The sequence below is a fragment of the Streptomyces sp. NPDC058401 genome (assembly GCF_042722885.1).
In the GTDB taxonomy this organism is placed as follows: Bacteria; Actinomycetota; Actinomycetes; order Streptomycetales; family Streptomycetaceae; genus Streptomyces.
Genome location: NZ_JBHXKA010000108.1, coordinates 1 through 12,377 on the forward strand (window position 1 = coordinate 1; position 12,377 = coordinate 12,377).

The window sequence follows — 12,377 nt, forward strand, 5'->3', positions numbered from 1 at the left end:
CCTCAAACGCCGGCGGGCTGGGTGTATCCAGCCTTGCCGGCGTTTGAGGAGCGGGGTCCGGGCCGCACGTGGCGAGGGGTCCGGGCGGAGTCCGGGGAACGGGGGAAGGGTGGGTAGGGGACTGCCCCGCAGGGCCGACTCAGCCGCACCCGCCCACCGGACCCCGAGCCGGGACGGCCCTGGCGAGCACCCCGACCCGCCACCGACGGACGGAGTCCGTCGCAGCGGCGCGAAGCCCAGGAGGCCCGCCAGGGCCGAGTGGTGCGAGCGGCGCGTCAAGAAGGAGCGTGACCCGCCAGGGCAGAGTGGTGCGAGCGGCGCGTCAAGAAGGAGCGTGGCCCGCCAGGGCCGAGTGGTGCGAGCGGCGCGTCAAGAAGGAGCGTGGCCCGCCAGGGCCGAGTGGTGCGAGCAGAGCGTCAAAAAGGTGCGCTCTAGAAGGCTGCGCGGCGGATTAGGAGGAGGGCTCGGTCGTCGTTGACGTCCTTGGCTACCTTTTCGATCAGGTGCCAGGTCGCGCCTTCCCAGCCCGCGCCGACGTAGCGGTCGGCTTCGCCCGTCAGGCGGTCGATGCCTTCGCTGATGTCGCGGTCGGCCGTTTCGACGAGGCCGTCGGTGAAGAGCATCAGGACGTCGCCGGGGCGGAGGTTGCCGCGGGCCGGGGTGAAGTCGGCGCCGTCGTAGACGCCGAGGAGGGGGCCCTCGCCGGTCTTCTCCTGCCAGCGGCCGGTGCCCGCGGAGAGCTGGAGGGCGGGCAGGTGGCCTGCGGAGAGGAGTTCGTAGTCGCCGGTCTCCAGGTCCAGGACGAGGTGGATGGAGGTGGCGAAGCCCTCGTCCCAGTCCTGGCGGAGGAGGTAGCCGTTGGCGGCGGGGAGGAAGCCGTGCGGGGGGAGGGCGCCCAGGAGGCCGCCGAAGGCGCCCGAGAGGAGGAGGGCGCGGGAGCCCGCTTCCATGCCCTTGCCGGAGACGTCGGTGAGGACGATCTCCAGGGTGCGGCCGCCGTTGGTGCGGGCGGCGACGACGAAGTCGCCGGAGAAGGACTGCCCGCCGGCCGGGCGCAGGGCCATCTCCCGGTGCCAGCCGCGCGGCAGGGCGGGCAGCTTGCTCTGGACCCGGATGCGTTCGCGCAGGTCGAAGAGCATGGTGCCGCCGCGCCGCCAGGGCACGCCGACGCGGCTGCGGAACTGGGCGATGACCAGGCCGAAGAATCCGCAGGCCGCGACGACGAGGACGGTGCCGGGGGTGACCCGCGCCGGGCCCTGGGTGTAGGGGCCGAGGACGAGGGCTTCGACGATGAGGGCGGCCGCGGAGGCCGCGTACAGGGCGAGGAGGCTGGCGGGGCGCAGGAGCAGGCCGCCGGCCACGATCGGCAGGACGAGCGCGGCGGGCGAGAACCACACGGGCAGCATCAGCGTGCCGCAGGCGATGGCCGGAATGGTCAGGAGCAGGCCGCCGAAGGCCAGCCAGTCGGAGGCGTCGCCGCGGAAGTAGTCGACGGCGGATTTGCGCAGCGCGGTGCGCGCCCGGTGCCACGCCATGCGGGACCGGGCCAGGAGGGACTCCACGTGTGCTCCGGCCATTGCTTCGGGACCCTATCCATCATGGCTGTGCGCGCGCAGGGGTACCCCCTGAGATGGGCCCATCGGCGACCGAAAAGAGATCGACCGGGACGGATTGCCCTGATAGGGATGGCCGTATGCCTCTTGAGACGCGCGTATTGCAGTCAGATGAGTGGGATGTCTGGTACGACCAGCTGGAACTGGCGTTCGGCGGGGTGCCCGAGTCCCCCGAGGAGCGGGAGCTCTACCGCTCGTTGACGGAGACGGAGCGCTCCCTCGGCGTCTGGGACGGCGGGAGCTGCGTGGCCACGGCCGGGGCCTTTTCCTTCCGGCTCTCGGTGCCGGGCGGGGCGCTCGTCCCGGCCGCCGGGGTCACGATGGTGGGCGTCTCCCCCACCCATCGCAGGCGGGGCGTGCTCAGCTCGCTGATGCGGCGCCAATTGGACGATGTCCGGGCGGGTGGTGAACCGATCGCCGTGCTGACGGCCTCGGATCCGGCGATCTACGGGCGCTTCGGCTACGGCACCGCCGTGTACTCGATGTCCGTGGAGATCGACAAGACCCGCGTACGGCTCTCCGTGCCGCCGGGGACCGATGACGTACGGCTGCGGCTGGTCGATCCGCGCAAGGCGCTGGCCGAGTGCGAGCGGGTGTACGCGGCGCTGCTCGCGGGCCGTCCCGGGATGCCGGCCCGGCAGCCGGGCTGGGAGCTGCAGGCGCTGATGGATCCGGAGGCCACGCGGAACGGCGCCTCTCCCCTGAAGTGCGTGGTCGCGGAGCGGGCGGACGGCGAGGTGGTCGGGTACGCCCGCTACCGGGTCAAGCCCGAGTGGGACCTGACCGGCTCGGACGGCCGGGTGGACGTGGCGGACCTGGAGGCGCTCGACCCGGCGGCGTACGCGGCGCTGTGGCGTTACGTGTGCTCCATCGACCTGACCTGGACCGTACGGGCCTTCAAGCGGCCGGCGGACGATGCGGTGCTGCACCTGGTCACCGATGTCCGGCGGACGCAGGTGCGGCTGCGCGACTCGATGCACGTACGGCTGGTGGACCTGCCCGCGGCGCTGGCCGCGCGGGCCTACGGGGCTGCGCTGGAGGTGGTGATTGAGGTGGAGGACGCCTTCTGCCCCTGGAACGCGGGGCGCTGGCGGCTGGCCGTCGGGGCGGACGGGGCCGCGGTCTGCACCCGGACGGAGGACCCGGCCGACCTGGAGCTGTCGGTACGGGAGCTCGGCGCGGCCTACCTGGGCGGGGTCACCCTGAACTCGCTGGGCGCGGCGGGGCTGGTCCGCGAGGTCCGCCCGGGCGCCCTGGCCCGCGCCTCGCGCGCCTTCGCGGGCGACGTGGCCCCCTGGCTGCCGCACGGGTTCTAGAGCCGCCAATGGTCCAACGGCCGGCGCCCTAGCGGCTCTGGCACCCCGGGCACCAGAAGAGGTTGCGGGCGGCGAGACCGGCGGTGCGGATCTCGCCCCCGCAGATGTGGCAGGGCATGTTCGCCCTCCGGTAGACGTACACCTCGCCGCCGTGGTCGTCCACCCTCGGCGGGCGGCCCATGGCCTCGGGCAGGTGTTCGTCGCGGACGGTGTCGATGCGGTTGTTGCGCACGCCCTCGCGCATGAGGAGGACGAGGTCGGCCCAGATCGCGTCCCACTCGCGGCGGGTGAGGTCCTTGCCGGCGCGGTAGGGGTCGATGCCGTGCCGGAAGAGGACCTCGGCGCGGTAGACGTTGCCGACGCCCGAGACGATCTTCTGGTCCATGAGCAGGGCGGCCACGGTGGTGCGTGAGCGGGAGATCCGGGTCCAGGCCCGGTCGGGGTCGTCGGCGGGGCGCAGCGGGTCCGGGCCGAGCCGGTCGTGTATCGCCTTCTTCTCGCCCTCGCCGATGAGCGCGCACGCGGTGGGGCCGCGGAGGTCGGCGTAGTGGTCCTCGTTCAGCAGCCGGAGCCGGACGGTGTCCGTGGCGGGAGGGGCCGGGGCGGGGCCGAAGCCGAGCTTCCCGAAGAGGCCGAGGTGGATGTGGATCCAGGCGTCGCCGAGTTCGAGGAACAGGTGTTTGCCGTGCGCCTCGGCGGATTCCAGCTCGCGGCCGTCGAGCAGGGCGGCGCTCTCGGCGAACCGGCCCTGCGGGCTGCTCACCCGGACCGGCCGGGCGGCGAAGCGCTCGGTGTGGTCCTCGGCGAGGCGGTGGATCGTATGCCCCTCGGGCACGGCGGTACTCCTCGGAAACGGAAAGCCGGGAAACGATGGAACCGGGAACGATGAAACCGGAAACGGTGGAACCGGAAACGGTGGAACCGGAAACGGTGGAACCGGGAAATGAAAAACCGGCCGCGCCGCCCCGAGGGCGCCGCGGCCGGAAGCGGGATCAGCCCTGCGGGTGGTGCGCCGGGATCGGGGGGAGCTCGCCGGTGGCCTCGTAGGCGGAGAGCATGTCGATGCGCCGGGTGTGGCGCTCCTCGTCCGAGTACGGGGTCTTCAGGAAGGCGTCGATGAAGCTGACGACCTCGTCCTGGGTGTGCATGCGGCCGCCGACGGAGATGACGTTGGCGTTGTTGTGCTCACGGCCGAGCTCGGCGGTCTGGACGCTCCACGCGAGGATGGCGCGGATGCCCTTGACCTTGTTGGCGGCGATCTGCTCGCCGTTGCCGGAGCCGCCGATCACGATGCCGAGGGAGCCGGTGTCCGCGGCGGTCTTCTCCGCGGCGCGGAGGCAGAACGGCGGGTAGTCGTCCACCGCGTCGTAGATGTGGGGCCCGCAGTCGACGGGCTCGTGGCCGTTGTTCTTGAGCCAGTCCACCAGGTGGTTCTTGAGCTCAAAGCCGGCATGGTCGGATCCGAGGTACACGCGCATGGTCCGAGTGTGGCACGAGCCGGGCCGGGGACCCGCCGCGGGGTGTCGCGTAAGTCACTTCTAAAGCTCAAGTAAACCCAAAGAACGCAGATGGGACACCACGGGACCTAGGACCTGGACGTTCGTCCCAGCGCAACGATACGGATTGGGGTCTTCCGCCCTACGTTCATCTCGGGTTTGAATGCCGGGGCTCGCCACCCGAGAACCTAAGGATCCGTCCATGAGCTCCACGACGACCCTTCAGAAGGAAGGCGCTCCCACCGGCAATCCCGGTGACGGCCAGCCCTCCGACGGTCTGAAAGCCGGTCTCAAGAACCGCCACCTGTCCATGATCGCCATCGGCGGTGTCATCGGCGCCGGACTCTTCGTCGGCTCCGGCGGCGGTATCGCCAAGGCCGGCCCCGCCATCCTGATCTCCTACGCGCTGGTCGGCGCGATGGTCGTCTTCGTGATGCGGATGCTGGGCGAGATGGCCGCCGCCAGCCCGAACTCCGGCTCCTTCTCCGCGTACGCCGACCGGGCGCTCGGCCGCTGGGCCGGTTTCTCCATCGGCTGGCTATACTGGTTCTTCTGGGTCGTCGTCCTGGCCGTGGAGGCCACCGCCGGCGCCGTCATCCTCGAAGGCTGGGTCCCGGCCGTCCCGCAGTGGGCCTGGGCGCTGATCGTGATGGCCGTGCTGACGGTCACCAACCTCGGCTCGGTCGCCTCGTACGGCGAGTTCGAGTTCTGGTTCGCCGGCATCAAGGTGGTCGCCATCGGCGGCTTCGTGATCGTCGGCCTGCTGGCCGTCTTCGGCGTGCTGCCGGGCTCGGACAACCCGGGAGCGGGCTTCGCCCACCTCACCGACACGGGCGGCTTCATGCCGAACGGCTGGGGCTCGGTCCTCACCGGTGTGCTGATGGTCGTCTTCTCCTTCATGGGCAGCGAGATCGTCACCCTGGCCGCCGGCGAGTCCGAGGACCCGCGGCGCGCGGTCACCAAGGCCACCAACTCGGTGATCTGGCGCATCGGCGTCTTCTACCTGGGCTCGATCTTCATCGTGCTGACCCTGCTGCCGTGGAACGACAAGTCGATCGTCGACAAGGGCTCGTACGTCGCCGCCCTGGACTCGATCGGCATCGCGCACGCCGGCCAGATCATGAACGTGATCGTCCTGACGGCCGTGCTGTCCTGCCTGAACTCGGGCCTCTACACCGCCTCCCGCATGGCCTTCTCGCTGGGCGAGCGCGGTGACGCCCCGAAGGTCTTCGCCAAGGTGAACAAGCGCGGCGTGCCGGTGGCCGCGATCCTCGGCTCGGTCGTCTTCGGCTTCGTCGCCGTCTACTTCAACTACGCCTTCAAGGACACGGTCTTCAGCTTCCTGCTGAACGCCTCGGGCGCGATCGCGCTGTTCGTGTGGCTGGTGATCTGCCTGACCCAGCTGCGGATGCGCGGGATCCTCATGCGCGAGGCGCCGGAGAAGGTGACGGTGAAGATGTGGCTCTTCCCGTACCTGACCTGGGCCACCGCCGCGATGATCACCTTCGTCCTCGGCTACATGGTCTACGACAAGGACAACCGCCAGACCGTGCTGCTGTCCCTGCTGGTCGCGGCCGTGGTGATCGCGATCGGCGTCGTACGGGACCTGCGCCGCAAGGCCGCCCTGAGGGCAGCCGCGTAGCACCCCGCCGAACGGCAGGAGCCCCGGACCGCCGCTCGCGGTCCGGGGCTCCCGTGCGGAGTACGGGCGCTCACGCGCGGCCGAGCAGCTTCCAGGCGGCCGGCAGCAGGCCCATAGCCAGTGCCGCCTTGAGCGCGTCGCCGATCAGGAAGGGCGTCAGCCCGGCCGCGACGGCCGCGCCGAAGGACATCCCGGTGGACAGCGCGAGGTAGGGCACGCCGACGGCGTAGATCAGCGCGGAGCCCAGCACCATGGTGCCCGCCGTGCGCAGCACCGAGCGGTCGGCGCCGCGGCGCGCGAGGGCGCCCACGACGGTGGCGGCGAGCAGCATGCCGAGGACGTAGCCGAAGGAGGCGCCGCCCGCGCCGGAGCTGCCGCCCGCGAACCACGGCACGCCGGCCATGCCGACGAGGGCGTAGAGGGCCAGCGAGAGGAAGCCGCGGCGGGCTCCGAAGGCGGTGCCGACGAGGAGGGCGGCGAAGGTCTGGCCGGTGACGGGGACCGGGGAGCCGGGGACGGGCACGGCGATCTGCGCGGCGAGGCCGGTGAGCGCGGCTCCGCCGGCCACGAGCGCGAGGTCGCGGACGCGGCTCGCGGGCAGCAGGTCGGCGAGGACGGCGCCGGGCCGGAAGGAGACGGAAGCAGTGCTCATCGGGGACTCCGCAGGGGGTGGGGGCGGCAGGGACGATCACCGACGTTAGTCCCGGGTCCGGGGTCCCATCAGGGTGGCCCGGAACAAAGCAGTGCTCCCCGGTTTGGTGGGGAGTGCACAAAGAGCCCGTTCGGCGCCCGAGTTGGAGTGATCCGCATCACGGGCAATGACGGCTGACACGTCCGTTTTGCGCGGATGGGCGCTCTCCGGAGAGACTGTAGGGTCCCTCCAACTGTCGCGGAGCCCCCACCGCCGCCAGGCCATCAGAGAGTACGAGCACCCCTCATGCGCGACCTGCCGTCCGCCCCTCCCGGCACCACGGACGAGCTCCCAGCGGAGCCCCTGAGCCACAGCCTCAAACAGCGCCACCTGACCATGCTGGGCCTCGGCGGTGTGATCGGCGCCGGGCTGTTCGTCGGCTCCGGCGCCGGCATCACCATCGCCGGTCCCGCGATCATCTGCTCCTACCTGCTCGCGGGCATCCTCGCGATGCTGGTGATGCGGGCCCTCGGCGAGATGTCGGCGGCGATGCCCGCCTCCGGCTCCTTCTCCGTCTACGCGGAGAAGGCGCTCGGCCGCTGGGCAGGCTTCTCGGCCGGCTGGCTGTACTGGTTCCTGCTGGTCGTGGTGCTGGCCGTGGAGGCGACCGCCGCCGCGAAGATCGCGAACGGCTGGCTGCCCTCGGTGGACCAGTGGGTCTGGGTGCTCCTCTTCATGGTGGTCTTCACCCTGAGCAACCTGGCCGCCGTGCGGAACTTCGGCGAGTTCGAGTTCTGGTTCGCGGCCCTGAAGGTCGGCGCGATCGTGCTGTTCCTGATCCTGGGCACGCTGGCCGTCTTCGGCCTGCTCCCGGACACGGACCCGGTCGGCATGGCCAACCTGACGGGCCAGGGCGGATTCTTCCCGAACGGCGCGAGCGGCGTGGTGGCCGGCATGCTGGCCGTCGTCTTCGCCTTCGGCGGCCTGGAGGTCGTCACCATCGCGGCCGCAGAGTCGGACGACCCGGCCCGGTCCGTGGCCCGCGCCGTGCGCAGCGCCGTGTGGCGCATCCTCTTCTTCTACGTCGGCTCGATGCTGGTCATCGTGACCCTGCTGCCGTGGGATTCCCTGGAGCCGGGCCAGAGCCCGTACGTGGCCGTCCTCGACTCGATCGGCATCGCGCACGCCGGGCAGATCATGGACGTCGTGATCTTCGTGGCCCTGCTGTCGGCGCTCAACGCGAACCTGTACGGGTCCTCCCGCATGGTCTTCTCGCTGGCGGAGCGGGGCGAGGCGCCGAAGTCCCTGCTGAAGGTGTCGGGCAGCGGGGTGCCGCGCCGGGCGGTCGTCGCCTCGGTGGCCTTCGGCTTCTTCTCGGTCGTGCTGAACCTGCTGTGGCCGGACACGATCTTCCTCTACATGCTCAACGCGGTCGGCGCGGTGCTGATCTTCGTGTGGGCCCTGATCGCGGTCTCGCAGCTGAGGCTGCGCAAGAAGATCGAGCGGGACATGCCGGAGCGGCTGACGCTGCCGATGTGGCTGTTCCCGTACGCGACGTGGGCGGCGCTGATCGGGATGGCCACGGTGCTGGTCCTGATGCTGTTCGACGATTCGGCGCGGCCGCAGCTGCTGTGGTCGACGGGGGCCGCGGCCGCGGTGCTGCTGGTGGCGTGGATCCGGGAGATCCGGGAGTCCCGGGCCAAGCGGTCCTGACCTTCCCCGGTACGCGGAACGGGCCCGGGACTTCGGTCCCGGGCCCGTTCTGCTGCGCCCGTGGCCGGTCACGTCGGGTGAAACAGGTGTCCGTATGATGGACATAAGACGTCCGATTATCGGACGGTCGGCAGACTGGCCCCCATGAGCCAGAGCACCATCACACCCCCCGAGCAGCAGAGCCCGACACGGCCCGGAGCCGAAGCCGGATCGCCCCTCGGCAACGGACTCAAGCAGCGTCACCTCTCGATGATCGCCCTCGGCGGGGTCATCGGCGCGGGCCTCTTCGTCGGCTCCGGCGCCGGCATCGCGGCCGCCGGTCCCTCGATCGTGCTGGCGTACGCCGCTTCCGGGCTGCTCGTGATGTTCGTGATGCGCATGCTCGGCGAGATGTCCGCCGCGAACCCCTCCTCCGGCTCCTTCTCGGTGCACGCGGACCGGGCCATCGGCCCGTGGGCCGGTTTCACCGCCGGCTGGATGTTCTGGACCCTGCTCTGCGTGGGCGTGGCCATCGAGGCCATCGGCGCGGCGCACATCATGACGGGCTGGTTCCCGGGCACCCCCTCGTGGATGTGGGTGCTGGTGTTCATGGCGGTGTTCTGCGGCTCCAACCTGGCCGCCGTCTCCAACTTCGGCGAGTTCGAGTTCTGGTTCGCCGCCCTGAAGATCGGTGCGATCGCCCTCTTCCTGGGCCTCGGCGTGCTGGCCGTCCTGGGCCTGCTGCCCGGCACCGGCTCCCCCGGCGCCGCCAACCTGCTCCACGACGGCGGCTTCCTGCCCAACGGCGTGGACGGACTGCTGGTCGGCCTGCTCGCCTCCGTGGTCGCGTACGGCGGGCTGGAGACGGTGACCATCGCGGCCGCCGAGTCCGACAACCCGGTCCGGGGCGTCGCCAAGGCCGTGAAGACCACCATGTGGCGGATCGCTATCGTCTACGTCGGCTCGATGCTGGTCATCGTCACGCTGCTGCCGTGGAACGACCCGGCGGTCACCTCCGACGGCCCGTACGCGGCGACCCTGGACCACCTGGGCATCCCGCACGCCGGCCAGGTCATGAACGTGGTCATCCTGATCGCCCTGCTGTCCGCGATGAACGCGAACATCTACGGCTCCTCCCGCATGGCCTACTCCCTGGTCTCCCGCGGGCAGGGCCCCAAGGCGCTGGGCAAGCTCTCGGGCCGGGTGCCGCGCCGGGCGGTGCTGGCCTCCTCCGGCTTCGGTTTCGTCACCGTGCTGCTGTCGTACTGGTACCCCGACACCCTCTTCGCCTGGCTGCTGAACATGGTCGGCGGCGTCATCCTCGTCGTCTGGGGCTTCATCGCCGTCTCGCAGTTCGTGCTGCGGCGCCGCATGGAGCGCGAGGCGCCCGAGAAGCTGGTCGTGAAGATGTGGGGCTTCCCCTATCTGACCTGGGTCGCGCTGGCCGGACTCGCCGGGGTGCTGGTCCTGATGGCCATGGGCGACGACACCCGCATCCAGCTCGTCTTCACCGGCGGACTCCGCGGGCCCCTCCCCGCCCCGGGATACCAACTCCCGCGCGGGCGGTCTGGGCGCCAAGCCGCTAAACCCCCGCCGTAACCCCCCCGGGAGGCCGGCCCCTTGCCATCGCATGGGCCCGGCCTTCCGCGTTCCGGAGCTCCCCACAAGTGAGGTGACCCTTATGAGAATCGAGGAATAGATACTGCTAGCGTGCAGTTGCGCATTGATTGCAATAAGCAGTTGGCACGCCGAGGGGACCGGATAACACGCATGGCCATCTACACGCTTCCTGAGCTTCCTTACGACTACGCGGCTCTCGAGCCCGTGATCAACCCGCAGATCATCGAGCTGCACCACGACAAGCACCACGCGGCCTACGTCACGGGCGCCAACAACACGCTGGAGCAGCTGGAGGAGGCGCGCGAGAAGGAGAACTGGGGCGCGCTGAACGGCCTGGAGAAGAACCTGGCCTTCCACCTCTCCGGCCACATCCTGCACAGCATCTACTGGCACAACATGGCCAGCCCGAAGACCGGCGAGGGCGGCGGCGAGCCCACCGCCGCCGACGGCCTGGGCGACCTGGCCGACGCGATCACCGAGTCCTTCGGCTCCTTCGCGAAGTTCCGCAAGCAGCTGACCTTCGCGTCCTCCGCGACCCAGGGCTCCGGCTGGGGCGTGCTCGCGTACGAGCCCGTCAGCGGCCGCCTGATCGTCGAGCAGATCTACGACCACCAGGGCAACGTCGGCATCGCCAGCACCCCGGTCCTCGTGTTCGACGCCTGGGAGCACGCCTTCTACCTTCAGTACAAGAACCAGAAGGTGGACTTCATCGAGGCGATGTGGAACGTCGTCAACTGGCAGGACGTGGCCAAGCGCTACGCCGACGCCAAGGCGAACACCCCGCTGCTGATCCCCGCCAAGGGCTGATCAGCCGCCACCAGCCCGTCCGCCTCGTGATCGTCTTCTCAACCTTCACCTGCGGGCGTGTCCACCAGAAGGCCCCCGCGAGGACATGACTCGCGGGGGTCCTCTGCGTTTACCGGGGCGTCCCCCGTGGCGTCCACCAGCCCGTCCACCTCGCCGACCACCGTGAACTCCCGCGCCAGCCCGGTCTCGTGGAGCCGCGCGAACGGGGTGAAGGGGATGCCGAACTCGGACTCCCCCCGATCGAAGTTCCAGCTCTTGTGCACCTGGAAGCGGTAGTCGCTCACCACGGAGCCGTCCTCGTGGACCCGTACCGTGCCGCTGATCCGGTACTGGGCCCCGCGCAGGGCCAGCCACCAGTCCGCGCTGCCCCCGTCGCGGGCGCGCCGGGTGATCAGCACCCCGCGCCAGCCGCTGTCGGCCGCGTACGCGCCGGGCTCGCCGAGCGCCCGCGCCGCCCGGCGCCACTCGGCCAGGCGCCGGGCCACGTCCTCCCGTACGGCCGGCACGGCGAGCAGCGCCCGCGCGTCGACCCGGTACGGGCGGCCCGTGCCCCGGAGGTAGTGGCGCAGGGTGCCGGCGGCCTGGCGGACCCCGAGGGCCGTCCACAGCGGGGGCACCGCAACGCAGGCTGCCCGCAGCACCCGGTCTCGGGGGCGTGCGGGCAGGCTGGCGTGCGCGGCGTTGTCGTTCGGTATCGCGGGCTCGGCCCGGCCGCCGCTGCGGCCGAGCGGTTCCTCCCGCGTCGGGCTAGTCCCCATAGGGGGACGTTAAGGGAGGAACCGGACCCCTGCTAGTCGAGCAGGGACCGGGCGGACCACGGACTAGACCACGGACTAGTCGAAGATCGGGCCCTGCGTGCGGGTGCGCTTGATCTCGTAGAAGCCGGGGGTGGAGGCGACGAGCAGGGTGCCGTCCCAGAGGCGGGCCGCGGCCTCGCCGCGCGGGGCGGGGGTGACGACCGGGCCGAAGAAGGCGACCTCTTCGCCGTCGGCGCCGGGCACGGAGATGACCGGGGTGCCGACCTCCTGGCCGACGCGGTTGATGCCGTCGTTGTGGGAGTCGCGCAGGACCTCGTCGTACTCGTCGGAGTCGGCGAAGTGGATGAGCTCGGCGGGCAGGCCCACCTCGGCGAGCGCCTCCGCGATGGCCTCGCGGGTCGGGCCCGTGCCCTCGTTGTGGAAGCGGGTGCCGAGCGCGGTGTAGAGCTTGCCGGTGACCTCGTCGCCGAACTTCTGCTGGGCGGCGACGACCACGCGGACGGGGGCCCAGCCCTTGGGGCCGAGCAGGTCGCGGTAGACCTCGGGCAGTTCGTCGAGCTTGTTCTCGTTCAGGACGGCGAGGCTCATCACGTGCCAGCGCACCTCTACGTCACGGACCTTCTCGACCTCCAGCATCCAGCGGGAGGTCATCCAGGCCCAGGGGCAGAGCGGGTCGAACCAGAAGTCGACGGCGGTCTTCTCGCGCACCTGGGTGTCAGCCATGTCTCTCCTCAGATCGGAACGTTCCTCCCTGCCCAACCGCTCCGGCCGCACACGCATTCCCCCGTGGGAGGATTCGGTC

Annotated in this window: 11 protein-coding genes; 5 read left to right on the forward strand and 6 right to left on the reverse strand. The window is 70.8% G+C overall.

Going from position 1 to position 12,377, the window contains the following annotated elements:
- Positions 1-431: 431 nt before the first annotated feature.
- Positions 432-1,577, reverse strand: coding sequence for a PP2C family protein-serine/threonine phosphatase (locus tag ACFWNV_RS30035; RefSeq protein WP_383953109.1), 1,146 nt, complete (start codon positions 1,575-1,577; stop codon positions 432-434).
- A gap of 116 nt (positions 1,578-1,693) precedes the next feature.
- Here ACFWNV_RS30035 and ACFWNV_RS30040 point away from each other — a divergent pair, with 116 nt between their 5' ends.
- Positions 1,694-2,929, forward strand: coding sequence for a GNAT family N-acetyltransferase (locus ACFWNV_RS30040; RefSeq protein WP_383953111.1), 1,236 nt, complete (start codon positions 1,694-1,696; stop codon positions 2,927-2,929).
- 28 nt (positions 2,930-2,957) lie between these two features.
- Here the strand turns inward: ACFWNV_RS30040 and ACFWNV_RS30045 are convergent, their stop codons facing one another.
- Together ACFWNV_RS30045 and ACFWNV_RS30050 are read right to left on the reverse strand one after the other, a co-directional pair.
- Entirely contained in the window at positions 2,958-3,764 is an 807-nt protein-coding gene (locus ACFWNV_RS30045; RefSeq protein ID WP_383953113.1) for an Fpg/Nei family DNA glycosylase, read from the reverse strand.
- A 157-nt stretch (positions 3,765-3,921) separates the two neighbouring features.
- Positions 3,922-4,407, reverse strand: coding sequence for a ribose-5-phosphate isomerase (locus ACFWNV_RS30050; RefSeq protein ID WP_383953115.1), 486 nt, complete (start codon positions 4,405-4,407; stop codon positions 3,922-3,924).
- Between the two features lie 220 nt (positions 4,408-4,627).
- Between ACFWNV_RS30050 and ACFWNV_RS30055 the strand changes: the two genes are divergently transcribed.
- Positions 4,628-6,067: an amino acid permease gene (locus ACFWNV_RS30055; RefSeq protein WP_383953117.1), complete on the forward strand. Its 1,440-nt coding sequence runs from the start codon at positions 4,628-4,630 to the stop codon at positions 6,065-6,067.
- Positions 6,068-6,137: 70 nt separating this feature from the next.
- On the opposite strand, the gene ACFWNV_RS30060 is transcribed toward ACFWNV_RS30055, so the two are convergent.
- Positions 6,138-6,719 carry a biotin transporter BioY gene (locus ACFWNV_RS30060; RefSeq protein WP_382759508.1) on the reverse strand — a complete coding sequence of 194 codons (582 nt, stop codon included), beginning with the start codon at positions 6,717-6,719 and terminating at the stop codon, positions 6,138-6,140.
- Positions 6,720-7,004: 285 nt separating this feature from the next.
- On the opposite strand from ACFWNV_RS30060, the gene ACFWNV_RS30065 reads away from it, so the two are divergent.
- The 3 genes from ACFWNV_RS30065 to ACFWNV_RS30075 all read left to right on the forward strand — a co-directional run bounded on the left by ACFWNV_RS30065 (position 7,005) and on the right by ACFWNV_RS30075 (position 10,817).
- Complete coding sequence (locus tag ACFWNV_RS30065) at positions 7,005-8,411, forward strand: amino acid permease (protein WP_383953119.1); 1,407 nt, start codon at positions 7,005-7,007, stop codon at positions 8,409-8,411.
- Between the two features lie 144 nt (positions 8,412-8,555).
- Positions 8,556-9,989, forward strand: coding sequence for an amino acid permease (locus ACFWNV_RS30070; protein WP_383953121.1), 1,434 nt, complete (start codon positions 8,556-8,558; stop codon positions 9,987-9,989).
- Positions 9,990-10,160: 171 nt separating this feature from the next.
- Entirely contained in the window at positions 10,161-10,817 is a 657-nt protein-coding gene (locus ACFWNV_RS30075; protein WP_383953123.1) for a superoxide dismutase, read from the forward strand.
- Positions 10,818-10,855: 38 nt separating this feature from the next.
- On the opposite strand, the gene ACFWNV_RS30080 is transcribed toward ACFWNV_RS30075, so the two are convergent.
- Together ACFWNV_RS30080 and ACFWNV_RS30085 are read right to left on the reverse strand one after the other, a co-directional pair.
- Complete coding sequence (locus tag ACFWNV_RS30080) at positions 10,856-11,575, reverse strand: hypothetical protein (RefSeq protein WP_383953125.1); 720 nt, start codon at positions 11,573-11,575, stop codon at positions 10,856-10,858.
- Positions 11,576-11,650: 75 nt separating this feature from the next.
- Positions 11,651-12,298 (reverse strand): DsbA family protein, encoded by a 648-nt coding sequence (locus tag ACFWNV_RS30085; protein ID WP_383953127.1) that lies wholly within the window; start codon positions 12,296-12,298, stop codon positions 11,651-11,653.
- Positions 12,299-12,377: the final 79 nt, after the last annotated feature.